Here is a 24435-nt window from a genome sequence, read left to right as displayed (position 1 = left end):
CGGGCAGCACCCCCGCCGGGCCGGTTGGCGCTTTCGTGTGGACGTCGGATACTCTCGACCGGTTGCCCCGTGCGCTTGGCGTGCGCTGGGCAGCGGTCCATATCCTCATCTTGCTCGGGAGAGTCTCCGGTGGCTGCCGTCTGCGACGTTTGTGGCAAGGGGCCCGGCTTCGGCAACAACGTGTCGCACTCGAAGCGGCGCACCCGTCGACGCTTCGACCCCAACATCCAGCGGGTTCGTGCGACCGTCCACGGCACCCCGAAGCGGGTCAATGTCTGCACTTCCTGCCTGAAGGCGGGCAAGGTCACTCGCTGACCCGGTCCCCACCCGCGTGGGGCCGCGCCGAACGCCGTACCACAAACCTGAATCGAACGAAGATCGACTGACCCTCGTGGCCGGTCACCCTCTCGGGGGTGGCCGGCCACGTGGCGTGTCAGCCCGTGCCCGCGGGCCCCGGCTCAGCGGAAGTGGTCGTGCCCGGCCGGGCCTTCGTACTCCTCGCCGTCCACCGTCACCGCCGGCTCAGCGCCTGCGTGGGGCTCACCCCCGGTCTGGCCATGCTCCTTCGCCGCGAGCACCCGCCCGACGACCCGCCACCGCTCGGGGAGTTCGACGTCCGGCCCGAACGTCGCGGCCAGCGCATGGTCCTCGCCGCCGGTGAGCACGAACCGCAGCGGGTCGGCATTGATCGCCGCCGCCACGGCGCGCAGCGGGTCGGCGACATCCAAGGTGCCGGTGTCCACGTCGATGCGTACCCCGCTCGCCCGGGCCACGTGCCCGAGGTCGGCGAGCAGCCCGTCGCTCACGTCGATCAGGGCGCTCGCCCCCAGTTCGGCCGCCTCCGGGCCCGCGTCGTACGGAGGTTCTGGCCGGCGGTGCGCCTCCACGACCACCCGCGGGGACCGGAAGCCCCGGCCCAGGACGGTGAGCCCCGCCGCGGACCAGCCGAGCCGCCCGCACACGGCGACCACGTCGCCTGGCCGGGCGCCGGACCGGGTCACCGCCGGCCGTCCCCGCAGAGTGCCGAGCGCGGTGATCGAGACGACGATCGGCCCCGACGCCACCACGTCGCCGCCGGCCACCGACGCCCCCGCCTCCGCGGTCTCGTCCCGTAGCCCTTCGGTGAACTCCAGCGCCCACTGCGCCGGCAGGTCCGGCGGCGCTCCGAAGCTCACCAGCAACGCGGTGGGGACCGCGCCCATAGCCGCGACGTCGGCGAGATTCTGCGCCGCCGCCTTGCGGCCCACGTCGTACGCCGGCGACCAGTCGCGGCGGAAGTGGCGTCCCTCGACCAGCATGTCGGTGGTGGCGACCACGCGGCTGTCCGGCGCCGAGATCACCGCCGCGTCGTCGCCTGGACCGAGCAGGACGTCCGGGCCGGTCGGGAGACGTGCGCTCATCGCCGCGATGAGCCCGAACTCCCCCAACTCCGCCACGGTGCCGCCGGCGCCCTCGGCACCGCCGGCCGGCCGTCCAGAGCCCGCCTGAGTTCCCCTGATCTGCGTCACCTGCGCCGCTCCTGACCTCGCGTCGTTGATGTCAGCCCTCATCGTGCCGTGTCCCGCCCCGGCGGGAACCGGCACGGTGCACCACAGAGCCCTTTCACTGGGCACCTTTCGGGCCCTCCTGGGCACCTGCCGGGTCCCGTCGGGCACCTCGCCGGGCGCCCTTGTCGACGGCCCCGTTCGGGGTAGCGTCTGAAACATCCCTCAGGTTTGCCGACCGGGCCGCGTCGCGGCGAGGATCACGGGCCTGCGGCCGGCAGGGTGGGGGCGCGCGAAGGGGCCGGCTCGCGATACCGTGCTCACTCACTTGACCGACCTTGGAGCATCACCACCGAGACGATCGTGCGAACGACCGCGAGGTGAGGCCCTCCAGCCCGAGAGGACGTATCGATGGTTCAGGCCTACATCCTCATCCAGACCGAGGTCGGCAGGGCGGCCGAGGTCGCCGAGGAGATCTCGCACATCACCGGCGTCACCCTCGCGGAGGACGTCACCGGTCCCTATGACGTGATCGTCCGGGCCGAGGCCCACAACGTCGACGAGCTCGGCCGGCTCGTCGTCGCCCAGGTGCAGGGAATCAGCGGCATCACCCGAACCCTCACCTGCCCGGTGGTCCACATCTGATCCGGTCGTTGCGACCGCTCGCCGCGTTCGTCGCGCTCGCCACGTCCGTCGCGCTCGGTCTGCTCGCGGCGGGCTGCGGCGAGCCGACCGTGCGCGTCGAGCCGCCACACCCGACCGGTGCCGCCGCCGCGGTCTGCCAAGCGCTTTCGTCCGCACTGCCCACGAAGGTGCTCGACGGGTCGGCACGGGTGGTGCAGCCGTCCACCCCCTACGCCGCGGCGTGGGGCGACCCGCCCATCCTGCTGCGCTGCGGCGTGGACCGGCCGGCGAAGCTGCGGGCATCCTCGGAGTGCCTGATGATCGACGGTGTGGGGTGGTTCTCCGAACGCGCCACCCGCGGGTACATCTTCACCACCGTCGGCCGGGACGCCTACGTCGAGGTGTCGGTGCCGTCGGCGTACCAACCGCCGTCGAACGCGCTGGTGGACGTCGCCGCGGCCGTCCGGAAGGCCGTCCCCGTCCGTACGCCCTGCGTCTGACCAGGCGCCCGGCGCATACCCCGGGGAACGTCGCGAGCCTGCTCCCCCGAACGCACCGCAGGGGTCCCCCGACGCGGTGGCCGTGCGTCAGGGGACCCCTCGTCCACAGCCCGCCCGAGGCGTTGCGTACGTCCCGGGCGAAACCGGGTCCATCGCGAGCCGTCGGGTCGGCGGTCGGGGTCAGCGCAGGCCGGTCGGCCTGCGCAGCGCGAGCTGGATCAGGTGGTCGCACAGGGCGGCGTAGTCGACTCCGCTGGCGGCCCACATCCGCGGGAACATGGAGTACGGCGTGAACCCCGGCATCGTGTTGATCTCGTTCAGCAGCAGCGTGCCGTCGTTGCGGAGGAAGAAGTCGACCCGGGCCAGTCCCTCGGCGCCCAGCGCCTCGAACGCCCGCACCGCGACGTCCTGCACCTGCCGCGTGGCCTTCTCGTCCAGGGGCGCCGGCAGCGCCAGGTCGACGTGCCGCTCGTCGTCGAGGTACTTCGCCTCGAAGTCGTAGAACTCGTACTCCGTGCCGTACCGGATCTCCGCGACCGCGCTGGCCCGCGGCGGCCCGCCGTCGAGGCTCTCCAGCACGCCGCACTCGATCTCCCGGGCACCCTCGACCGAGGCCTCCACGAGCACCTTGGGATCGTGCGCTGCGGCCTTCTCCACCGCCTCGCCGAGGTCCTGCGGCCGACTCACCTTGGTGATGCCGATGCTCGAGCCACCGCGGGTGGGTTTGACGAAGACGGGGTAGCCGAGGGACGCGACCGCCTCCTCGCACGCGGACCGGTCGGCCTCCCACGCACCCGGCTTCAGCAGGGTGTAGGGCACCACCGGGAAGCCCTGACCGGAGAAGACGAGCTTGGCGAAGTGCTTGTCCATGGCGACCGCGCTGGCCAGCACGCCGGCGCCGACGTAGCGGACGTCGGCCATCTCCAGCAGGCCCTGGAGCGTGCCGTCCTCACCGAACGGCCCGTGCAGCAGGGGAAAGACGACGTCGACCTCGCCGAGGGTGCCGGGCACCGTGGCCGGGTCGAGCGAGACCAGCTCACCGCCGCGGTCGTTGGCGAGCACCACCGCGGTGCCCTTCTCGTCGACCTCCGGAAGCTTGCCCGCCCCGATCGCGAGCCGCTCCGGATCGTCCTTCTCCAGCACCCAGCGGCCGTCGACGCTGATGCCGACGGGGATGACGTCGTAGCGCTCCCGGTCCAGCGCCTGCAACACGCTGCCGGCGGTCGCGCACGACACGGCATGCTCGGAGCTGCGGCCACCGAAGACGACGGCCACCCGGGGCTTGCGTCCGGCCCGCGCGGACGGGTCTCCACCCGACTGCGGGCCCCGCTCGTACTCGCTCACCGGGCTGACCCTACCGGTCGCCGACATCGGCCGCTGACCGGTCAGCCCGGGCAGGACTCGGGAAGAATCGGCGTATGTCCGACTTCGAGGAGCACGCCGCGCCGGAGCAGCCTCCGGCTCAGTCGCAGTCCACTTCGCCCGCCCAGTCGCTGGCACCGTCGCCTGATCAGCCCCCCGCGCTCGGGCTGGACACGGTGGCGGTCACCGCCGGCCGGCCCCCGCACGACCCGGACCAGCCGCTGAACCCACCGCTGGTGCTCGCCTCCACCTACGTCGCCGGCGGGGACCTGGAGTACGGCCGGTACGCCAACCCCACCTGGTCGGCGTTCGAGGAGGTGCTGGGCGCCCTGGAGGGCGGCCGGGCACTGGCGTTCCCCTCGGGCCTGGCGGCGGTGGCCACGGTGCTCGACCTGGTTCCGGTCGGCGGCATCGTGGTCGCGCCCCGGCACGCCTACCTCGGCACCCTCGGGCAGCTGGCCGATCTGGTGGAGTCCGGCCGGCTGAGCGCGGCGCCGCTGGTCGACGTCGCCGACACCGAGGGCACGCTGGCCCTGCTGCCCGGCGCCGACCTGGTGATCCTGGAGTCACCCACCAACCCCGCCCTGGAGGTCGCCGACCTGCCTGCCCTGTGTGCGGGCGCGCGGGAGGCCGGTGCGGCGGTGGTGGTCGACAACACGTTCGCGACGCCGATGCTGCAGCGCCCGCTGGAGTACGGCGCGGACGTCGTACTCCACTCCGCGACGAAGTACCTCGCCGGCCACAGCGACCTCGTACTCGGTGCGCTGGTGACCGCCCCGACCGAACGCGGCAAGGAGCTGCACGACCTGCTGGACTCCCGGCGCCGGAAGCTCGGCGCGACACCGGGTGCGTTCGAGACCTGGCTGGCACTGCGGGGCCTGCGCACCCTGCCCCTGCGGGTCGAGCGCGCCTGCGCCAACGCCGCCGTCCTCGCGCACCGGCTGGCCCAGCACCCGGCCGTGGAGCGGGTGCGGTACCCCGGACTGCGCGACGATCCCGGGTACACCCGTGCGACCGCCCAGATGACCGCGTACGGCGCGATCGTGGCCGTGGAGGTACGCGGCGGCGCCGGGGCCGCCGAGGCCCTCACGACGGCGACCAGGCTGTGGGTGCGGGCGACCAGCCTCGGCGGGGTCGAGTCGACGCTGGAGCGCCGGCGCCGGTGGTCGGGTGAGAGCGCCACGATTCCCGACAACCTGGTGCGGCTCAGTGTCGGCGTGGAGGACGTCGAGGACCTGTGGGCCGACCTGTCCGGGGCCCTGTCGGCAGTCGGTCCCGACGCCGACGCCGGCTGAGGCCGGCCCGACGCCGGGAATCACCAGCCGTGGCGCTCGGGCTTCGCGCTGCGACTGACCAGACTGGCGATCAGTTCCGAGGGTGACAGCTCGCCGCGTACGACCTGGGTCACGTGCTGGGCGACCGGCATGTCCACCCGGTGCCGGCCGGCGAGCTCCAGGATCGCCGCGCAGGTGCGTACGCCCTCGGCGACCTGACGGCTGCCCGCACGGGCCTCGGCGACCGTACGCCCCTCCCCCAGGGCCGTGCCGAGCTGACGGTTGCGCGACAGCGGGGACGAGCAGGTGGCCACCACGTCGCCCAGCCCGGCCAGCCCCGCGAACGTGTGTGGGTCCGCGCCCAGCGCCACACCGAGCCTGGTGACCTCGGCCAGTCCGCGGGTGATGAGCGACGCCCGGGTGTTGTCGCCGAATCCCAGCCCCACCGCGACCCCCACCGCGAGCGCGATGACGTTCTTCGCCGCACCCGCGAGTTCGCACCCCACCACGTCGGTGTTGGTGTACGGCCGGAACGCCGGCGAGTGGCACGCCCGTTGCAGGCGCCTCACCACGTCGGCGTCCACGGACGCGACGACGCTCGCCGCCGGCTGTCGTTCGGCCACCTCACGGGCGAGGTTGGGGCCGGTGACGACGGCGACCCGCTCCGGCCCGATCCCGGCGGCCTCGCCGATCACCTCGCTCATCCGCTTACCGGAGTGGAGTTCGACACCCTTGGCGAGACTGACCAGCACAGCGTCGGCGGGGACGAGCGGCGCCCACCGGGTGAGGTGCGACCGCAACTCCTGTGCGGGTACGGCGAGGAACACGTAGTGCGTTCCGGCCAGCGCCGCTTCGACCTCCGCGGTCGGGCTCACCGCCGCGGGCAACCGAATCCCCGGCAGGTAGTCGGGGTTCTCCCGCAGGGTCGTCATCGTCTCCGCGAGCGCCCGCCGCCGGGCCCACAGGCCGACGGTCGCGCCCGCGTCGGCGAGCACCAACGCGAACGCCGTGCCCCAGGAACCGGCGCCGAGAACCGCGGCCCTGGTCATGCCGAGCACGTCCTAGATACGCCGCTTGTAGGGGTTGCCGATGCTGGGCAGGCCAGTCTTGCCCGGATCGAACCGCACCGCCGGCGGGGCTTCGTGCCGCAGACCCGCCACCATCCGGGTGAGCACGTCCATGAGTTCGTTCGTCGCCTTCTTCAACAGCGTGGGCGTGAACGGGACGTCGCGGTAGGCGGACAGGTCGAACGCCGGTCCGGCCTGCATCCGCATCGTCTTGCGGGGCAGCAACCGAGGCACCTTGGCGTACGGCAGCAACACGTCCTGCGCTCCCCACTGGGCGATGGGAACGATCTCACATCCAGTACGCAAGGCGATCCGCACCGCACCCGTCTTGCCGATCATCGGCCACAGGTCGGGGTCGCGGGTGATCGTTCCCTCGGGGTAGACGACGACGCACTCGCCCCGATCGACCGCCTGGCAGGCTTCCTTGAGCGCGTCGCCCGCGGTGCGCTTCTCCCGGTGCACCGGGATCTGTCCCGCCGAGCGCAGGAACCTGCCCAGCACCGGAACGTCGAACAGGCTTGCCTTGGCCAGGAAGCGAACCGCGCGCCCCTGTTCGTGCAGGAAGTGCCCGAGCGCGATCGGGTCGAAGTAGGACAGATGGTTGGTGACCGCGATGAAGCCGCCCTCGCGTGGAACGTGCTCACCACCTCGCCAGTCACGCCTGGTGAAGGCCACCATGGCGGGCCGAATGGCGCCGACGGCGATGTCGTAGGCCCGACCGGTGCGGGGCAGGGGCACGCTGTCCTCCTCGTCGATCCTCACCAACGTGAGGTAGCTGAGCTGACGCCGGCCGTCGCGATGGCCGTGCCGCTCGCCAAAGTGTGAAGTACGTGGCAACCGGTGTCGACCGGTGGGTCGGAGGTCGCTTGCCCGAGGCTGAGAGGATCGGGGCGATGTCAACGCATGAACGTCCCGTGGCACCGGCCGGTTCCATCGGCTGGAGCCTGGTGGTGCCCGTGAAACCCGCGGCCGTCGGAAAGTCCCGGCTCGCACCGTTCGCCGGTGGCCATCGCGCCGACCTCGCCCGGGCGATGGCGATCGACACCATCACCGCGGCGCTCGCGTCCCCACGCGTGGTCGAACTGCTGGCGATCACTCCCGATCCGGAGTTCGCCGACGTTCTGGCCCGGCTGGGTGCGGTCGCCGTCACGGACGAACCCGCCGCCGGACTGAACGCCGCACTGCTGCACGGTGCCCGGCTGTCCCGCTCGCGCCGTCCCGACGGAGCCGTGGCGGCCATGCTGGCCGATCTTCCTGCCCTGCGGCCGAACGAGCTGACGACGGCGCTCGACGCCGCGTCGGCGTGGCCGACGTCGTTCGTCCCGGACGCCGCGGGTGTGGGCACGACGCTGTACTGCGCTGCGCCGGGCGTGGACTTCGCGCCGAGGTTCGGCGGACCGTCCCGCCGGGCACACCTGGACGCCGGAGCGGTCGAGCTGACGCCGGTGCCGATCACGTCCGTACGCCGCGACGTCGACACCGGCGCGGATCTCCACCAGGCCAGGGATCTGGGCGTCGGGCCGCGGACCCGGGCAGCGCTGGCGGCGATGGCGCGGCGCGGCGATCCGGTGGCGGAGACCGGAACCTCCTGACGTACGCAGGATCGGGACGCGGCGAGGACTAGGCTGCGACTCATGCAGGCGACGGTGCGAACCTTCGACCCCGGCACTCGCGCGGGCACGGTGCTGGCCGACGACGGCGTCGAGTTGCCGTACGACGCGACCGCCCTTCCCGGCGGTCTTCGCCATCTTCGGATCGGGCAGCGAGTCCAGGTGGAGTTGACGACCCCGGACGAGCCCGCGACCAGGGTGCGCTCTCTGCACATCTACACGCTGCCGCACTGGCGCAGCAGTACTGACAGCCGTACCTGATCATGGGCGGACGCAAGCGAAGGGCCGAGTCCCCACGGGGCTCGGCCCTTCGCTTTGTCTGCGTGCATCCCGGTCTATGACCGGTGGAACGCCGGTCAGCGCTTGGCGGTGCGCTTTGCCGGGGTCCGCTTGGTGGTGGCCTTCTTCGTGGCCGTGGCCTTCTTGGCCGCCGTGCCCGTGGCCTTCTTGGCCGCGGTCTTCTTGGCGGTCGTGGCCTTGGTGGCGGCGCGACCGGTCGTCGTGGTCTTCTTCGCCGCGGCCTTCTTGGCCGGCGCCTTGGTGGCGGCGACCTTGCTCGCTGCGGTCTTGGTCGCCGCGGTCTTCGTGGCGGCGGTCTTCGTGGCGGCGCGACCGGTCGTCGTGGTCTTCTTCGCCGCGGCGAGCTTCGGCAGCTTCTTGGCGCCGGAGACGACGGCCTTCAGCTCCGCACCTGCGCGGAACTTCGGCACCGACGTCTTCTTGGCGCGCTTACGCTCGCCCGTGCGGGGGTTGCGGACCATCCGGGCCGGGCGGTCGATCTTCTCGAACGCGCCGAAGCCGGTGATCGCCACCTTTTCTCCGGACGCAACAGCACGAGTGATCGTGTCGATCACGGACTCGAGCGCGTGCTGCGCATCCTTCTTGTTGTCGTCGAAGCGCGAAGCGAGCACCTCGACCAGCTGGGACTTGTTCACTGTTTCCCTCCGTGAACGGGATTGATACGTGCCTGCGCTCGGTTCATGCGCACGTTGAGGAATGTAGCGCCGTTCCCCAAGCATCGTCGCCACCGGTTCTCAACGTCGACGGGGATTCTGCCCCGTTCGCACGCACTTCAGGCCTGTCCGGACGCACCGTCCGGAGGAGTTGGGCACCGTCCCGGCGGGCCGCCGCTCCCCTGCTCTGGTTGGGGATGCGGCCTCGTTCGCGGACCCTCGCCCGGCCCCGCGACGGCATCCCGGCCCGGTGGCCGGGGCATCGGCCGGTGCGAGCGTCGCAACCGAAGACGTACCGAAAACCCCTTGCTTAGTTGGGATCTGGCGTACTCACCGAGTGCCGGCGGCAGGACGCCGGCCGGAGGCCGGGCCGGCCGGAGCGCCACCTCGACGGCCGTCGTCGCCCGGGTCGCGGCTCCGGCCGGCAAGATCATCAACCGGCTCGCGGGGCCAGGGATCCCCACCGTGCAAGGGCACCGGTGCCGGTTCACGGCGGTCGGCCGGAACGTCGGGAAAATCTGAAAAAAAGTCAGCAATGACTTACGTCACTTCGGCGTGTCGCACCCGGCATGTCGCGCACGACTGCACGAAGAAGCCCGGTGCGGAGCCAGTCTCGCTGGCCTCCGCACCGGGCTGGAAGCGTTCCCAGACGGGTTCCGGCACCGCCGTCCGGGCCTGTTTCACACCCCCGGATGGGGGTTCGCCGTCACGTACGCACCGGCAGCGTGGTCGGCTTGTAGGTGGGCCGACCGGCTTCGTAGGTGTCGATCTCGGTGGCGTGCGAGAGGGTGAGGCCGATGTCGTCCAGGCCCTCCAGCAACCGCCAGCGGGTGTAGTCGTCGATGTCGAAGGTCTCCCGGATCGCGTCCGGACCCGAACCCGCGAGCACCAGCCGGTGCTCCAGGTCGACCGACACCTTGGTCTCCGGCGCCTCCTCCAGCAACGCCCACAGGCGTTCGATCACCTTCTGGTCCACCAGGGCCGCCAGCAGGCCGGCCTTGCCCGAGTTGCCACGGAAGATGTCACCGAAGCGGGAGGAGAGGACGACCTGGAAGCCCGCGTCCTGCAGTGCCCAGACAGCGTGCTCACGCGAGGATCCGGTGCCGAAGTCGGGTCCGGCGACCAGGATCGAGGCGCCCTGGTGTTCGGGCCGGTTGAGTACAAAGTCGGGATCGCCACGCCAGGCAGCGAACAGCCCGTCGCCGAAGCCGGTGCGGGTGACCCGCTTGAGGTAGACGGCGGGGATGATCTGGTCGGTGTCCACGTTGGCCCGGCGCAGGGGCAGCGCCTTGCCGCTGTGCAAGGTGAACTTGTCCATGGTGTGCTCCCGGGTTCAGGCGGTGACGGACGGCAGGTCGGCGGGTGCGGCGAGGTGGCCGGCCACCGCGGTCGCGGCGGCCACCAGCGGAGACACGAGGTGCGTACGACCGCCCTTGCCCTGCCTGCCTTCGAAGTTGCGGTTGGAGGTCGAGGCGCTGCGCTCCCCCGGCGTCAGCTGGTCGGGGTTCATACCGAGACACATCGAGCATCCGGCGCCGCGCCACTCGGCCCCGGCCTCCTTGAAGATCACGTCCAGGCCCTCGCCCTCGGCCTGCAGGCGAACCCGGCCCGAGCCCGGAACCACCAACATGCGTACGCCCTTGGCCACCGAGCGTCCGCGCACCACGGCCGCGGCCGCGCGCAGGTCCTCGATCCGGCCGTTGGTGCACGAGCCGAGGAACACCGTGTCCACGGCGATGTCGCGCATCGGCGTGCCGGCCTGCAGGCCCATGTACTCCAGGGCGCGCTCGGCCGAACCCCGTGCGTCGGGGTCGTCGAAGTCGGTGGGGTGCGGGACGCTCGCGCCCAGCGGGACGCCCTGGCCGGGGTTGGTGCCCCAGGTCACGAACGGCGTGATGGACGCGGCGTCCAGGGTCACCTCGCGGTCGAAGACCGCGTCGTCGTCGGTACGCAACGTCTGCCAGTGCGCCACTGCGGCGTCCCAGTCGGCGCCCTGCGGTGCGTGCGGGCGCCCTTCCAGGTAGGCGAAGGTGGTCTCGTCGGGAGCCACCAGGCCGGCCTTGGCGCCCCACTCGATGGACATGTTGCAGACCGTCATCCGGCCTTCCATCGACATCGTGCGGAACGCCTCGCCGCGGTACTCCACGACGTGGCCCTGGCCGCCGCCGGTGCCGACCTTAGCGATCAGCGCGAGCACGAGGTCCTTGGGCGTGACTCCATCGGGCAGCTGTCCGTCGACGGTGACCGCCATCGTCTTCGGCCGGCTCTGCGGCAGCGTCTGGGTGGCGAGCACGTGCTCGACCTCGCTGGTGCCGATCCCGAACGCCAGCGCGCCGAACGCGCCGTGGGTCGAGGTGTGCGAGTCGCCGCACACCACCGTGGTGCCGGGCTGGGTGAGCCCCAACTGGGGGCCGACGACGTGCACGATGCCCTGGTCGGCGTCGCCGAGCGGGTGCAGCCGGATGCCGAACTCCTCGCAGTTGCGCCGCAGCGTCTCCACCTGTGTACGCGAAACCGGGTCGGCGATCGGCTGGTCGACGTCGACGGTGGGTACGTTGTGGTCCTCGGTGGCGATCGTGAGGTCGGGACGCCGGACCGGCCGGCCCGCGAGGCGCAGCCCGTCGAACGCCTGCGGGCTGGTGACCTCGTGGACCAGGTGGAGGTCGATGTAGAGGAGGTCGGGCTCACCCTCGCCACGACGTACGACGTGCTCCTCCCACAACTTCTCCGCAAGGGTGGTCCCCATGCTGGTGCCTCCTGGTGTGTGAATGCTCTCGTGAAGTGATGTCGCGGACACTCCGCGGTCCGTCTCCTCGGTCACCGGGCCGGAGCGACGGCCATTTTGGACCCCTGGACTTGCGTCTCGGAATTCGAGACTGCAATATCGAGTCATGGACAACTCTAGCGGAGTCGGCGTACTTGACAAGGCGGCGCTCGTACTCGGGGCCCTGGAAGCCGGTCCCGCGACCCTGGCCGGCCTCGTCCAGGTCACCGGGCTGGCCAGGCCCACCGCGCACCGCCTGGCGGTCGCCCTGGAGCACCACCGGCTGGTCGCCCGGGACATGCAGGGCCGGTTCATCCTCGGCCCACGGCTCGGCGAACTCGCCGCGGCCGCCGGCGAGGACCGCCTGCTGGCGGCCGCCGGGCCCGTCCTGGCGCGGCTCCGCGACATCACCGGGGAGTCCGCACAGTTGTTCCGCCGGCAGGGCGAGGGGCGCGTCTGCGTCGCCGCGGCCGACCGGCCGACGGGGCTGCGCGACAGCATCCCGGTGGGCACCCAGCTGACCATGCAGGCCGGCTCGGCGGCACAGATCCTGCTGGCCTGGGAGGAACCGGAGCGGATGCACCGCGGCCTGCAGGGCGCGAAGTTCACCGCCGCCACACTGGCCGCCGTCCGCCGCCGGGGCTGGGCACAGAGCGTGGGAGAACGAGAGACCGGCGTCGCGTCGGTGTCGTCGGGGATCCGTTCGCCCTCGGGCAAGGTGGTCGCGGCCGTGTCGGTTTCCGGCCCGCTGGAGCGCCTTTCCCGTCAGCCCGGCCGGATGCACGCCCCCGCGGTGATGGCGGCTGCGGAACGCCTCTCGGAGGCCTTGAGGCGCGCGGCTGAGTGACCGCGCCGGCGGGACGCCCGCGACACCGGGCCAGGAACGGCGAAGGCCCCCTTCCCACGCCGGGAAGGGGGCCTTCTCTCGTTGTAGCCCCGACCGGATTCGAACCGGCGCTACCGCCTTGAGAGGGCGGCGTGCTAGGCCGCTACACAACGGGGCCCCTGACGAAGCGAGCTGAACTCTAGCAAGAGCCTTACCAGCTCACTCGCTGGGGTACTAGGACTCGAACCTAGACTAACTGGACCAGAACCAGTCGGGCTGCCAATTACCCCATACCCCATGGGACGGCTCTCTCCCCGAGCCGGCGAAAGCGCCGGGGTGGTGAGCCGCGAAGCACAATACCGGAGACCGGTCGCGGATCCCAAAGCGACCGGGTCACCCACGCTTCGCCCCGGCCTGTCCCTCCTCGGATCCCTTTGGCACGTAGGTCGCGAGCGCGAAGTTCCGCTTGAGGCGTTCCTCGCGTACGCGGTTGCCGGTACGCCGGTCGATCACCGACCGCCAGATCTCGTTGCGCCGGAAGTGCCGGCCGCCGAGGGTCAGGAACTGCTCGTCGTGGGCGTACACCGAGTAGGAGTACGGAAGCTCCCGGTCGGCGCGCAGCTCGCCCTCGAGGTAGCGGTCGCCGACCCCCGCCAGCACCTGGAACGTCGCGTCGGTGTCGTTGCGTACCTGCAGGTCGACGTAGTTGTAGAAGACCGCGCAGCCGGTGCCCCAGGGGATCACCCGGCCGTTGTCGGGGAACGGGTCCCAGCCGTGCGCGGAGCGTTCGACGACGGTCAGCGGGCTGTGCAGGAACATCCAGTGCAGGAGGTTCGCGAGCTGGCAGATCCCGCCGCCGAGCCCGGCCCGCGCCTTGCCGTTGGACAACAGCATCCCGTCGACGTAGCCGCGCCGCCTGGTCGCCCTGCCGACCGTACGGCAGAACGACAGCGTCTCCCCCGGCCCGATCAGCAGCCCCGACACCCGTGGCGCCGCCAACCGGAGGTTGGCGACCTTGTTGTGCTGCAGCCACATCTCGCTCTCGCCCAACTGCCGCAGCAACAACGAGTTGTGCCGCTTCACGCGTACCGGCAGTGGCTCGGCGGCGCGTTCGTGCGCCCAGCGCGTGCCGGAGGTATGCCAGCGCACCCGCCGGCGGGCGCGGTGCGCGGCGACCGCGAGCGGATACAGCGCGGGCGCCACCTGCGCGACCCGGCGGCGACGTCCGGTCAACGCCGCCGGAAGCTCCCAGCCGTCCTCGACCAGGGAACGCAGCAACGCCTGCTCCTCCGGCGACAGCGGCCCGACCTCCCCTGGACCGGCGGCCTGCTCGGGACCGGAGTTCGGCCCTGGTTGGTCGGCGAGCTGGGGCCGGTCGGGCTGGACCTGCTCAGGTGCGTACGCCATCAGTGTTTTCCCCCGTCAAGCACGGCTGGTCGTCGTGTGTGCGCAGATCATGCACCGTTTACGGGCTTTTCGAACACCATGCGCAGGCAAATCCTCATGACGACGAAGTTCTCGACCCGGACGCGGCCTACTCCTGAAGGTCCTGCTCCCGGCCCTGCTCCCGACTCTGCTGCCGAGGGGCGGCGGACTCCACCCGTGCCAGTGCCCACCGCGCCCAGTCGTGGAACGCGGCGTACTGACGCAGGCCGAACTCCGCTGCGAACCGGCCGAACCGCTGGGGTTCGCCGGCCTCCTCGGCCGCGTCCAGGTCGGCCACCACGGCGCGGAGTTCGGCCAGGTCCTGCGCGGCCCGGTCGACGTACCTGCGCAGGAGTTGCGCCGCGTCGTCGGGCTCGAGCGTGGACAGCAGGAACGTCCGCAGGACGGCCTCGTTGCGGACCCGCCGTGGTCCGGCGCCGGACGTGAGCAGCCACTCGCGCAGTGCCTCCCGGCCGGCGTCGGTGATCGCGTAAGTACGCCGGCCGCGGGCACCCTCCTCGACCACGGTGGCCAGGTTGTCGGCCGCGAGCTTCGCGAGCTCGGGATAGATCTGGCTGTGGTTGGCGTGCCAGGCGTACTTCTGCAGCGACTGCTCGAACCGCTGGGTCAGTGCGTACCCACTGTCGGGTCGTTCGGCGAGCAGTCCGAGCAGGGCGTACTTCAGCGACATCTGGCGATCTCCTCGGGCCTGTCCGGCCACGGGCCGGTCGTCTCGGCGTCTCGGGGTTCCGTCCTTCCCCTCGCGCCGCCGAGCCTACCGTCAGAAATGACATGTTGACATTGACATGTCGAGTCTGGCTGGTCATAGTTCTGATAGCTCGCCGCACGCCACCTGACACCTCACGGGGGAACGACATGTCAGCGCTCCGCTCCACGAACGCATCCGAGATCGCGGCCGACCGGTCCGAACCGCAGCCCGCGCACATGCTGGGCCACCTCGCGCCGGTGCAGGACGAGATCACCGCGGCCGACCTGCCGGTGACCGGCAACCTACCTCCGGAGCTGTCCGGCCGGTATCTCCGCAACGGCCCCAACCCCCTGCCGGGCGAGCAGTCGCCGCACTGGTTCGCCGGCTCCGGCATGCTGCACGGCGTCCGCATCCGCGACGGTCGTGCGGAGTGGTACCGCAACCGCTGGGTGCGCACCCGGCTGCTGGAGGGCGCGAAGCCCTACGGCTCCGACGGCACCCGTGACCTCGCGGCGACCCACGCCAACACCCACGTCATCGAGCACGGCGGGCGGCTGCTCGCCCTGTGCGAGAGCGGCCTGCCGTACGAGGTGACGCCCGACCTGGACACGCTCGGCCCGTGCGACTTCGGCGGCCGGCTGACCACCGCGATGACCGCGCACCCCAAGGCGGACCCGGTGACCGGTGAGCTGTTCTTCTTCGGCTACAGCGTGACCCGCCGGCCGTACGTCACCTACCACCGGATGTCCGCGGACGGGCAACTTCGCGACAGCGTTGCGATCGACGTCCCCGGGCCGACGATGATGCACGACTTCGCGATCACCGCGAACCACGTCGTCTGGCTGGACCTGCCGATCACCTTCGACCTGGCGATGGCCGGCCGGGGCATGCCGTTCCAGTGGGACGACGACTACGGCGCCCGGCTCGGCGTGATGCGCCGCGACGGCACCGGCGGGGTGCGGTGGTTCGACGTCGAGCCCTGCTACGTGTTCCACGTCGGCAACGCCCACGAGAAGGCCGACGGGCGGATCGTGCTGGACGTCGTTCGCTACAGCCGCACCGCGTGGGACTCCGTGTGGACCGAGATCGGGGGCGGCACCGCCGGACTGGCGAGCGCGGCCGCCGAGACCGGCGTGAGCGCCTTGTATCGTTGGGTTCTCGACCCTCGAAGCGGCTCGGTGAGCGAGCAGCCGCTGGACGACTTCGGGGTGGAGTTTCCCACCCACGACGAGACCCGCACCGGGCTGGACAACCGCTACCTCTACACCGTCGGCGCCGACGAGGACGGCTCGCACACCGGACGTCCGGGGACCGGCGCGATCGTGAAGTACGACGTGGAGTCCGGAAACAGGCAACACCACGACCTCGGCCCGGATATCGTGCCCGGCGAGGCGATCTTCGTTCCCGCCGAGGGCGCACGCCGGGAGGACGACGGCTGGCTGCTCACGGTCGTCACCGACAGGGCAGGGCGCGGCTCGGACCTGCTGGTGCTCGACGCCTCCGACGTGACCGGTCCGCCGGTCGCCGCGGTCCACCTGCCCAGGCGGGTTCCCGGGGGCTTCCACGGAAGCTGGATCCCCGACCACGCTGACGAAAGCAGCAACACCAGCGACACCGACCGGACCGACGAGAAGGGCCTCCGCGCATGACCGCGCCTGACCACAGCAGCAGCGACAGCAGCCAGCGCACCGACCGCACCGACCGCACCGAGCACACCTCCGAGGCCGATGCCCTCGCCGCGCAGCCCGGTGGACGACCGCCGTTCCGCGAGATCCTGCTGGGAATGGTGTGGGACGTCGTTCCCTCGATCGCCGCCTACTACGCCTGCCGGGCCCTCGGCGCCAGTCCGTACGCCTCGCTGCTCGCCGGCACCCTGGTCGCCGGCATCCGGGTGGCCTACGTCGCGATCAGGGCGCGCACGTTCGACGCGTTCGCGGCGTTCATGGTGGCGATCTTCGGTTTCGGCCTGGTCATGTCGTTCGTCACCGGCGACGAACGCTTCCTGCTGGCGAAGGAGTCCTTCGGCACCGGCGCGGCCGGGCTGGCCTTTCTGGGCAGTTGTTTCGTCGGCCGGCCGCTGATCTTCTACGCCGCCCGCAGGTTCTCGGCGCGCACCGAGGCCGCCCGGGCCGGCTGGGAGGACATGTGGCACTCCTCCCCCGGTTTCCGGCGTACGTTCGTCGTTCTGTCGGCGGGCTGGGGTGTCGGCCTGCTGGTGGAGGCGACCCTGCGGGTGATCCTCGTCTACCTGCTTCCGGTCGACGTGATGGCCGGACTGTCGTCGGTGCTGGGGATCGCGGGCTTCGCCGTCCTGCTCACCTGGAACATGTGGTACATCAAGCGGGTAAGGGCCCGGCGTGCGGCGGGCCTGACCGCGCAACCCCGCCCGGCGGCCACCGCCACCGGCGGCGAAGTCGCGCAGAGCGCCAATGCGTAGGTCATCTGCTTCGAGCAACGTACGAGTGCGTCCGAGGGCCGCGCATGGACGGCAACCGGACACACTCGTACGTCCGCCACCTACTCGCTGTAGTTCTTCCCGATGGGCCGACCGGGGATCGGCTTGCCGATGAGAGCGACCGGGACGAACAAACAGAAGTGGCCCATCGCCATGGTGAGCGTCCACAGCGCCTCTTCGTCGTAGAGCGCGGACGCCCTGGCGAACACTTCGTCGCAGACGCGTTCCCCGAACGGATTCGGGGCGAGGACGGCCTCCACGAGTTCCAGTGCGACCCGTTCGGCCTCGGTGAAGTAGGGGGCGCCCTGCCAGGTCGCCACAGCGGTGATGCGCTTCTCGGTTTCCCCGGCTTTGCGGAGGTTGTCGGTCAAGGAGACGGCGTGGTAGGTGGAGCCGACGACCTGCGCGGCGCGGAGCAGCATCAGGCCGATGGTGGCCTGCGGAACCGGGCCGTTCCGGACGGCGTTACGCACGGCTCCGGAGAGTTTTGCCATCTCGGGGAAGAGATGGATGAGGTTGGGCAGACGCGACTGGATGCCGTCCTGCTCCGTCGTCGCGTCGATCGTGCTTGACGTGGACATGGCGAGGTGTCCTTCCTGCGCTGAATGGTGTCTACGAGCCCGACAACACAGCCGCTCGATATGTGAGCGAGGCACCTACGTCACGTTCGGGGGCGCTGCCTTGTCGAACCGGTGAGGACACGCGACCGAGGGAGCCGGTGACACCATGACCACCCCATCCGAACCGGGAGACGGCCGACCCGACCCGAGCCCGATGGCGATCATGAGCGAGCAGCGTCGGCTGATCAACCTCGCCTACCGGCTCCTCGGCTCACTCGCCGAAGCCGAGGACGCCGTGCAGGAAACCTACGTCCGCTGGTACGCCCTGCCCGCACAGCAGCGGCAAGCCATCGAATCCCCCGGCGCATGGCTGACCAAGGTCGCCGGACGCATCTGCCTCAACGTGCTCGGCTCGGCACGAGCCCGACGGGAGCAGTACGTCGGGGACTGGATCCCCGAGCCCCTTCCCGAACCGGCGGAGTGGTCAGGCGGTCGAACGGGCACCACCAGCGACCCAGCCGACCGTGTCACCCTCGACGAGTCGATCAGCATGGCCTTCCTCGTCGTACTCGAATCGATGACCCCGGCCGAACGCGTCGCCTTCGTTCTCCACGACGTCTTCGGCTATCCCTTCGCCGAAGTCGCCGACATCGTCGGCCGCACACCGACGGCCTGTCGCCAACTGGCGTCATCGGCCCGCCGGCGCATCCGCACGTCGCGGGCACCCGCGACCCCGATTGCCCGGCAGGCCGCCATCGTCAGGAACTTCAGGCAGGCCTGGGAAGCCAAGGACATCGGCGCCCTCATCGGCCTCCTCGACCCCGATGTCACGGCGACCGGTGACGGCGGCGGCCTCGCCACCACCGCCCGCCGCCCGGTCGAAGGCGCCGTCCAGATCGCGCGTGGCCTCGTCGATCTCGCCGGCAGGCTGACCGATCTGACGATCCTGGAGCGTACCGTCAACGGTCAGCCCGGCCTGGTCGCCGAGCACGACGGCGTCGTCGTGACCGTGTACGCGTTCGACATCGCGGGCGACCGGATCACACATGTGTGGGCCGTACGCAACCCCGAGAAGCTCCGGCAGTGGACGGCGGGCCATCCCGGCCACGAACCTTCGCTGTGACGACCGCCGACCAGCACGTCCGTACGACGGGCCGGTCCCGCTCGTCAGACGCCAACGTGATGGTCGAGCGCACGGCGGATCCTGGCCAGCGTGCGTGCGCGGCCCAGCAGGGTCAGCGACTCGAACAGCGGGGGCGACACTCTGTTCCCCGTCACCGCCACGCGCACCGGCCCGAACGCCCGCTTGGGCCGGCGGCCGAGTTCGTCGACGAGAGTGCGCCGCAACGCGCGTTCGATCGACTCGTCGGTCCAGTCCGGCAACGCCCGCAACGCCGCCTCGGCGGCCTCCAGCACCGCCTTGGCGTCCTCGGTGAGGATCCGGGCGGCCGCCTCCGGGTCGACGTCGAAGGCGTACTCGGGCACCAGCAGAAACGCCAGCAGGTCGGCCGCCTCGGTGAGGTGGACGAGGCGCTCCTGGATCAGCGGGGCGGCGGCCGCGACCGTACGAGCCTGCTCCGGTGTCGGCGGCTCGCTCACCAGACCGGCCCGGGCGAGGAACGGCATGGTCCGCCCGACGAGTTCATCCGGCGGGAGGGCGCGGATCTTGTCGCCGTTGATGGCGTCCAGCTTGCGTGGGTCGAGCCGGCCGGCCGTCGCGCCCACGCGTTCGAGGTCGAACGACTCCACCAGCGCATCCAGCGTCAGCTCCTCCCGGTCACCGCCCGGCGACCAGCCCAGCAGCGCGAGGTAGTTGACCACCGCCTCCGGGAGGTAGCCGTGGTCGCGGTACCACGAGATGCCCGCCGCCTGGCGCCACGACGACAGCGGCAGACCGTCCGCGGCCAGGATGTCCGGGGTGTGCGTGTAGACGGGCAGGTCGGCCTCGGCCACCCCCATCGCCGCGTGGATGGCGATCTGGCGAGGCGTGGAGGCCAGCAGGTCGTCGCCGCGGACGATGTGGGTGATCCTCATCATGGCGTCGTCCACCGACACCGCGAGGTTGTAGAGCGGATACCCGTCGGAGCGCTGCACCACGAAGTCGGGCACGTTCGCGTGGTCGAAGACGATCTCGCCGCGGATGGTGTCGCGTACGACCGTGGCGCCTTCCGGCATCCGGAAGCGGACCAGCGGCCGCCTGCCCTCCCGGCGGTACGCGGTGACCTGTGCGGTGGTGAGTTCGCGGCAGTGCCCGGCGTATCCCGAGGGCAACCCCTGGGTGCGTTGCTCGTCCCGCTCGCCGTCGAGTTCCTCCTGCGAGCAGTAGCAGTGGTACGCCGTACCGTCGGCGAGGAACTTGTCGACCCACTCGCGGTACAGCGACAGCCGCTCGCTCTGGCGGTACGGCCCGAACTCCCCGCCGACGTCGGGTCCCTCGTCCCAGTCCAGGCCCAGCCAGCGCAGCGCGTCGATCGCCCCGCTCACCGCCTCCGGTGACACCCGGGACCGGTCGGTGTCCTCGATCCGGACCACGAAGCTGCCGCCACAGTGGCGCGCCCAGGCCCAGGAGTACAACGCGGTTCGGACGTTGCCGACGTGGAGGTCACCGCTCGGTGAGGGCGCGAACCTGGTTCGGGTAGGGGTCGAGCCCCTACTTGAACCCTCCCTAGCCATGCCCGATCACCCGGTTGGTGAGGGTGCCGAGGCCTTCCACGGTCACCGACACCTCCTCACCCACCCGCATCGGGCCGACACCCGCGGGCGTACCGGTGAGGATGACGTCGCCCGGCAGCAGCGTCATGAAGCTGCTGACGTAGGAGATCAGCGAGGCGACGTCGTGGATCATCTGGGACGTACGCCCGGACTGGCGTACCTCCCCGCCGACGGTCGTGGTCACCGCGAGGTCGGACACGTCCAGGCTGGTGTCGATCCACGGGCCGAGCGGGCAGAACGTGTCGAACCCCTTGGCCCGCGCCCACTGCTTGTCCGACCGCTGCAGGTCGCGGGCGGTGACGTCGTTGCCGATGGTGTAGCCGAAGACGACCTCGGCAGCGCGTTCGACCGGCACGTGCCGGCAGATCCGGCCGATCACCGCGGCCAGCTCGCCTTCGTAATGCAGGTCGCTGGTCTGCGGTGGGTGGACGATGCCGTCGCCGGGGCCGATCACCGAGGTGTTCGGCTTGAGGAAGACCAGCGGCTCCTCCGGCACCTCGTTGCCCAGCTCGGCGGCGTGCTCGGCGTAGTTGCGGCCGATGCCGATCACCTTGCTGCGGGGGATGACCGGGGCGAGCAGTCGCACGTCGGCGAGCGGCAGGCGTTCGCCGGTCAACTGCACCTGGCGGTAGAGCGGATCTCCGTCGAGGACGGCGAGGACCTCCGCGCCCGGTTCACCTTCGACCGCGGCGTATCTGGGGTCGTCGCCGGCACTAAAGCGGGCGATGCGCAAGGGGCTCTGGCCTCCATCTGTCGAACCTACCGGCGTGCGCAGCCTACCGGGCGCGGCCGGTAGGCGCGGGTCGGCGTGGGTCGGGCCCGGGTTGGCCGCGGGTACGGTGGCTCCCGTGAGCGCACCCGGTCCCACCCGTCCAGGCGGCTCCTCGAGGTCCGTCACCGGGTCGGTCGCCGAGTCGGTCACCGGCTCGGTCACCGGGTCGGCCGCCGGGTCGGTCGCCGAGTCGGTCCCGGCCACCGAGGTGCTCTGCGAGCAGGTATGGCAGGCGCGCCGCGACGCCCACGTTCTCCGGGTGGACGCCTGGCTGGGGCCCCACCTGCACCGGCGAGGGGAACGCCGCGCTCATCCGGTCGAGGACTTCCTGTTCACCTACTACTCCCACCGCCCGGCCCGGCTGCGCCGCTGGCATCCCGGTGCCGGCGTGGTGCTGGCCGGCGACGCGGCCCGGGCGGCGTCGGCGTACGGCGACAACCGCGACTACATCGCCGTACCCGCGGGCATGGTGGTCGACCCGGCCACGCTCGCGGCCCGGGTGGACACGATTCGCTGGATCCGGGATCTCCTCGCCGCGACCCGTGCGCGGCCGGCGTTCCTCGGCTGCTTCGGCCTGCACGAGTGGGCCATGGTCTACCGGCTGTCCCAGGAGCAGGTCCGGCACTCCACGTGGCCGCTGCGCCTGGGTGCCGAGGGCACCGACCAACTGGTGGAGTCGCACCGGATCCGCTGCTCGCACTTCGACGCGTACCGCTTCTTCACCGGACCGGCGCGGCCCCGCAACACCCTGCGCCCGGACCGCGAGACCCAGCGTGACCTCGAACAGCCCGGGTGCCTGCACGCCAACATGGACCTCTACAAGTGGGCGTACAAGCTGTCCCCGCACGTGCGTTCGGAGCTGGTCGCGGACTGTTTCGAGCTCGCCCGGGAGATCCGTGAGCTGGACATGCGGGCCTCGCCGTACGACCTGTCCGCGCTGGGCTACCGGCCGGTCCCGATCGAGACCCCGGAGGGACGGTCGGAGTACGCCGCCGCCCAGCGAGGCTTCGCCGAACGCGCCGGGGTGCTGCGCGACGACCTGGTCCGCGCGTGCGACGGCCTGCTCGCGCTCGCCGGTCCGGACCCGGGTCAGGCCTGCTGAGCCGCGGAGGTCGGCTCGACCCCGGCCCGCACCAGGGCGTACGTCACACCGTCCACCAGCGCCTCCCACGACGCCTCGATGATGTTGTGCCCGACCCCGACGGTCTCCCACGACTCCTCACCGTCGGACAGCTGGATCAGAACTCTGATCACCGCGTCGGTCCCGTGACCGGTGTCGAGGATGCGCACGCGGTAGTCGATCAGGTCGAGCTTGTCCACCACCGGGTGCGCCTGCCCGATCGCCCCGCGCAGAGCGGCGTCCAGCGCGTTGACCGGACCGTTGCCCTCACCGGTGACGATCGTGCGTTCGCCGCCGGCGCGCAGCTTGACCGTCGCCTCCGACAGCGCCTCCTCACCCGGCCGGGAGTCGGTCAGCACCCGCCAGGACTCCACCTCGAAGAACGTCGGGCGTACTCCCTCGACCTCCTCCATCAACAACAGCTCGAACGACGCGTCGGCCGCCTCGAACGTGTAGCCGCGCGCCTCCATCTCCTTCACCCGGTCGGTGATCCGGGTCACCAGCTCACGGTCACCGGCGAGGTCGTAACCCAGCTCGCGGCCCTTCAGCTCGATGCTCGCCCGGCCGGCCATGTCCGACACCAGCAGCCGCATGTCGTTGCCGACGTCGGCGGGATCGGCGTGCTGGTAGAGGTTCGGGTCCACCTTGATCGCGCTGGCGTGCAGCCCCGCCTTGTGCGCAAAGGCGGACGCGCCGACGTAGGGCTGACGGGAGTACGGCGGGATGTTGGTGAGCTCGGCGACCGCGTGGGAGATCCGGGTCGCCTCCCGCAACGCGTCCGTGGGCACCAGACTCATGCCCCGCTTGAGCTGGAGGTTGGCCACGATGGTCACCAGGTCGGCGTTGCCGGTGCGTTCGCCGTAGCCGTTGAGCGTTCCCTGCACGTGGGTGGCGCCGGCGTCGACCGCGGCGATGGTGTTGGCCACCGCACAGCCCGCGTCGTTGTGGCAGTGGATGCCCACCCGCGCACCGGTGCCGGCGAGCACGTTCGTCACCACCTCACCCACCTGGTCGGGCAGCATGCCGCCGTTGGTGTCGCACAGCGCCACGACGTCCGCGCCCGCCTCGGCGGCCACCCGCACCACCTCCAGCGCGTACGCCGGGTTGTCACGGTAGCCGTCGAAGAAGTGTTCGGCGTCCAGGAAGACGCGCTGACCGCCGGCGCGCAGGAACCCCACGGTGTCGCGGACCATCGCGAGGTTCTCCGCCAGCGTGGTGCGCAGCGCGTGCTCGACGTGCCGGTCATGGCTCTTGGCCACCAACGTGACCACGCCGGCGCCGGAGTCGCGCAGCGCGCGGACCAGCGGGTCGTCGGCGGCCTTCACCCCGGCGCGGCGGGTGGCGCCGAACGCCGCGAGCGTGGCCCGGCCGAGCCGGAGCTCCTCCCCCGCCCGGCGGAAGAACTCCGTGTCCTTCGGGTTGGCGCCGGGCCACCCGCCCTCGATGTAGCCGACCCCGAGCTCGTCGAGGTGGCGGGCAATCGCCAGCTTGTCCTCGACCGACAGGCTGAGGCCCTCTTGCTGGGCCCCGTCGCGCAACGTCGTGTCGTACACGTGGAAGTCGCTCATCGGGGGACGCTCCTTGCGAACCGGAAATCGAAGTCTGGTTGCGGGTTCGGGTGGGGGTCAGTGTGCCTGCGGCCTCGGTCGAGGGGTGGGACCGGAGCAGACAAACAAAAAACCTCTCGCGGGGTGCGAGAGGTCTGCGCGCGGGACGGGGTGGTGTCCGGCGCGCCTAGGTAATGATCACGGTGTACGAGGCGACCATGTGGGCCAGTGTGGCACACCGACGTACGTCCGGTCACGTGACCCACCGTTCCCGGCCGGTTCCGGGCCGTCGGAGAGTCACCGGTCCAGGCCCGGGGTGTGTTCGCACCACACCCCGGATGCCCGTCTGGTCCCGGTTCTTCCGCGGAAGAATCCCTCCGGCGCTCCAGCGGTCAAGCGTGAAGACCTACGGGGCCCATGGCCACCGTGGATCTTCACACTTCGCCAAAGGCGAGCCCCTCCTTGCCGAAGTGTGAAGCGGTACGGGGTTTCTGGCCACCCGAGGTCTCCACCCTTCAGCCCGCCGGGCAACGACGGCAGGCGGCTGGGGATGGCTGCGCCCTCCCGACATCGGCCGGCCACGGTCACGCCGACGGCGCGAGTGCGGAGTGGATACCGGTTGAGCCGAACGCCGGGCGTTGGCTATGGTCTGTTTCGTGGGCAGCTGAGCG

General features: G+C 71.2%; 23 protein-coding genes, 2 tRNA genes and 1 pseudogene. 11 read left to right on the top strand and 15 right to left on the bottom strand.

Annotated features, from left to right (window positions below):
* Positions 1-129 precede the first annotated feature (129 nt).
* Positions 130-315, top strand: coding sequence for a 50S ribosomal protein L28 (gene rpmB, locus F4554_RS09720; protein ID WP_092656217.1), 186 nt, complete (start codon positions 130-132; stop codon positions 313-315).
* A gap of 143 nt (positions 316-458) precedes the next feature.
* On the opposite strand, the gene F4554_RS09715 is transcribed toward rpmB, so the two are convergent.
* The gene (locus tag F4554_RS09715) at positions 459-1400 is read right to left on the bottom strand and encodes a thiamine-phosphate kinase (RefSeq protein ID WP_238341778.1); all 942 of its coding nucleotides are present in this window, start codon (positions 1398-1400) and stop codon (positions 459-461) included.
* 495 nt (positions 1401-1895) lie between these two features.
* Between F4554_RS09715 and F4554_RS09710 the strand changes: the two genes are divergently transcribed.
* Both F4554_RS09710 and F4554_RS09705 read left to right on the top strand, forming a co-directional pair.
* A complete protein-coding gene (locus F4554_RS09710; protein WP_179787076.1) occupies positions 1896-2129 on the top strand; it encodes an Lrp/AsnC ligand binding domain-containing protein in 234 nt (77 codons plus the stop codon).
* Positions 2130-2137: 8 nt separating this feature from the next.
* Complete coding sequence (locus F4554_RS09705; RefSeq protein ID WP_179787075.1) at positions 2138-2608, top strand: DUF3515 domain-containing protein; 471 nt, start codon at positions 2138-2140, stop codon at positions 2606-2608.
* Positions 2609-2788: 180 nt separating this feature from the next.
* Here the strand turns inward: F4554_RS09705 and F4554_RS09700 are convergent, their stop codons facing one another.
* A complete protein-coding gene (locus F4554_RS09700; protein WP_420360719.1) occupies positions 2789-3952 on the bottom strand; it encodes a D-alanine--D-alanine ligase family protein in 1164 nt (387 codons plus the stop codon).
* Positions 3953-4026: 74 nt separating this feature from the next.
* Here F4554_RS09700 and F4554_RS09695 point away from each other — a divergent pair, with 74 nt between their 5' ends.
* A complete protein-coding gene (locus F4554_RS09695; protein WP_179787073.1) occupies positions 4027-5265 on the top strand; it encodes a trans-sulfuration enzyme family protein in 1239 nt (412 codons plus the stop codon).
* Positions 5266-5285: 20 nt separating this feature from the next.
* Here F4554_RS09695 and F4554_RS09690 read toward each other — a convergent pair whose 3' ends face one another.
* Positions 5286-6293: an NAD(P)H-dependent glycerol-3-phosphate dehydrogenase gene (locus tag F4554_RS09690; protein ID WP_179787072.1), complete on the bottom strand. Its 1008-nt coding sequence runs from the start codon at positions 6291-6293 to the stop codon at positions 5286-5288.
* 12 nt (positions 6294-6305) lie between these two features.
* Positions 6306-7073, bottom strand: coding sequence for a lysophospholipid acyltransferase family protein (locus tag F4554_RS09685; protein ID WP_337795945.1), 768 nt, complete (start codon positions 7071-7073; stop codon positions 6306-6308).
* A 131-nt stretch (positions 7074-7204) separates the two neighbouring features.
* Here F4554_RS09685 and cofC point away from each other — a divergent pair, with 131 nt between their 5' ends.
* Both cofC and F4554_RS09675 read left to right on the top strand, forming a co-directional pair.
* The gene (cofC, locus tag F4554_RS09680; RefSeq protein ID WP_179787071.1) at positions 7205-7903 is read left to right on the top strand and encodes a 2-phospho-L-lactate guanylyltransferase; all 699 of its coding nucleotides are present in this window, start codon (positions 7205-7207) and stop codon (positions 7901-7903) included.
* Between the two features lie 42 nt (positions 7904-7945).
* Positions 7946-8182 carry a cold-shock protein gene (locus F4554_RS09675; RefSeq protein WP_179787070.1) on the top strand — a complete coding sequence of 79 codons (237 nt, stop codon included), beginning with the start codon at positions 7946-7948 and terminating at the stop codon, positions 8180-8182.
* A 419-nt stretch (positions 8183-8601) separates the two neighbouring features.
* On the opposite strand, the pseudogene F4554_RS33980 reads toward F4554_RS09675, so the two are convergent.
* From F4554_RS33980 to leuC, 3 genes and pseudogenes are all read right to left on the bottom strand, one after another.
* Positions 8602-8940, bottom strand: a pseudogene (locus F4554_RS33980) (HU family DNA-binding protein); the annotation flags it as partial.
* Positions 8941-9580: 640 nt separating this feature from the next.
* The gene (gene leuD, locus F4554_RS09665) at positions 9581-10192 is read right to left on the bottom strand and encodes a 3-isopropylmalate dehydratase small subunit (protein ID WP_179787069.1); all 612 of its coding nucleotides are present in this window, start codon (positions 10190-10192) and stop codon (positions 9581-9583) included.
* A 15-nt stretch (positions 10193-10207) separates the two neighbouring features.
* Positions 10208-11620, bottom strand: a complete 1413-nt coding sequence (gene leuC, locus F4554_RS09660; protein ID WP_179787068.1) for a 3-isopropylmalate dehydratase large subunit — start codon at positions 11618-11620, stop codon at positions 10208-10210.
* Between the two features lie 145 nt (positions 11621-11765).
* On the opposite strand from leuC, the gene F4554_RS09655 reads away from it, so the two are divergent.
* A complete protein-coding gene (locus F4554_RS09655) occupies positions 11766-12485 on the top strand; it encodes an IclR family transcriptional regulator (protein ID WP_092656227.1) in 720 nt (239 codons plus the stop codon).
* Between the two features lie 84 nt (positions 12486-12569).
* Here the strand turns inward: F4554_RS09655 and F4554_RS09650 are convergent.
* The 4 genes from F4554_RS09650 to F4554_RS09635 all read right to left on the bottom strand — a co-directional run bounded on the left by F4554_RS09650 (position 12570) and on the right by F4554_RS09635 (position 14580).
* A tRNA-Glu gene (locus tag F4554_RS09650) sits at positions 12570-12642 on the bottom strand.
* A gap of 48 nt (positions 12643-12690) precedes the next feature.
* Positions 12691-12762, bottom strand: a tRNA-Gln gene (locus tag F4554_RS09645).
* A gap of 95 nt (positions 12763-12857) precedes the next feature.
* Positions 12858-13871, bottom strand: a complete 1014-nt coding sequence (locus tag F4554_RS09640; RefSeq protein ID WP_179787067.1) for a VanW family protein — start codon at positions 13869-13871, stop codon at positions 12858-12860.
* Positions 13872-13998: 127 nt separating this feature from the next.
* Positions 13999-14580, bottom strand: coding sequence for a PadR family transcriptional regulator (locus F4554_RS09635; RefSeq protein WP_179787066.1), 582 nt, complete (start codon positions 14578-14580; stop codon positions 13999-14001).
* A gap of 185 nt (positions 14581-14765) precedes the next feature.
* On the opposite strand from F4554_RS09635, the gene F4554_RS09630 reads away from it, so the two are divergent.
* Together F4554_RS09630 and F4554_RS09625 are read left to right on the top strand one after the other, a co-directional pair.
* Entirely contained in the window at positions 14766-16247 is a 1482-nt protein-coding gene (locus F4554_RS09630; protein ID WP_202889227.1) for a carotenoid oxygenase family protein, read from the top strand.
* On the top strand, positions 16244-17035 hold the full coding sequence (locus F4554_RS09625) for a VC0807 family protein (RefSeq protein WP_179787065.1): 792 nt from the start codon (positions 16244-16246) through the stop codon (positions 17033-17035). The genes F4554_RS09630 and F4554_RS09625 overlap by 4 nt, the downstream gene beginning before the upstream one ends.
* Positions 17036-17115: 80 nt before the next feature.
* On the opposite strand, the gene F4554_RS09620 is transcribed toward F4554_RS09625, so the two are convergent.
* The gene (locus F4554_RS09620; RefSeq protein ID WP_179787064.1) at positions 17116-17634 is read right to left on the bottom strand and encodes a carboxymuconolactone decarboxylase family protein; all 519 of its coding nucleotides are present in this window, start codon (positions 17632-17634) and stop codon (positions 17116-17118) included.
* 202 nt (positions 17635-17836) lie between these two features.
* Between F4554_RS09620 and sigJ the strand changes: the two genes are divergently transcribed.
* On the top strand, positions 17837-18736 hold the full coding sequence (sigJ, locus tag F4554_RS09615) for an RNA polymerase sigma factor SigJ (RefSeq protein ID WP_238341254.1): 900 nt from the start codon (positions 17837-17839) through the stop codon (positions 18734-18736).
* Positions 18737-18780: 44 nt separating this feature from the next.
* On the opposite strand, the gene gltX is transcribed toward sigJ, so the two are convergent.
* Complete coding sequence (gltX, locus tag F4554_RS09610) at positions 18781-20286, bottom strand: glutamate--tRNA ligase (RefSeq protein ID WP_179787062.1); 1506 nt, start codon at positions 20284-20286, stop codon at positions 18781-18783.
* Complete coding sequence (locus F4554_RS09605; RefSeq protein ID WP_179787061.1) at positions 20279-21058, bottom strand: fumarylacetoacetate hydrolase family protein; 780 nt, start codon at positions 21056-21058, stop codon at positions 20279-20281. The genes gltX and F4554_RS09605 overlap by 8 nt, the downstream gene beginning before the upstream one ends.
* A 115-nt stretch (positions 21059-21173) precedes the next feature.
* Between F4554_RS09605 and F4554_RS09600 the strand changes: the two genes are divergently transcribed.
* Positions 21174-22199 carry a 3-methyladenine DNA glycosylase gene (locus F4554_RS09600; protein WP_337795944.1) on the top strand — a complete coding sequence of 342 codons (1026 nt, stop codon included), beginning with the start codon at positions 21174-21176 and terminating at the stop codon, positions 22197-22199.
* Here the strand turns inward: F4554_RS09600 and cimA are convergent.
* On the bottom strand, positions 22187-23785 hold the full coding sequence (gene cimA, locus F4554_RS09595) for a citramalate synthase (RefSeq protein WP_179787060.1): 1599 nt from the start codon (positions 23783-23785) through the stop codon (positions 22187-22189). The two genes, F4554_RS09600 and cimA, sit on opposite strands and share 13 nt — an antisense overlap.
* Between the last annotated feature and the right edge of the window lie 650 nt (positions 23786-24435).

The organism is Actinopolymorpha rutila (assembly GCF_013407855.1).
In the GTDB taxonomy this organism is placed as follows: Bacteria; Actinomycetota; Actinomycetes; order Propionibacteriales; family Actinopolymorphaceae; genus Actinopolymorpha; species Actinopolymorpha rutila.
The sequence above is the reverse complement of the archived record's forward strand: the minus strand, read 5'-3'. Positions and strand labels throughout refer to the sequence as shown.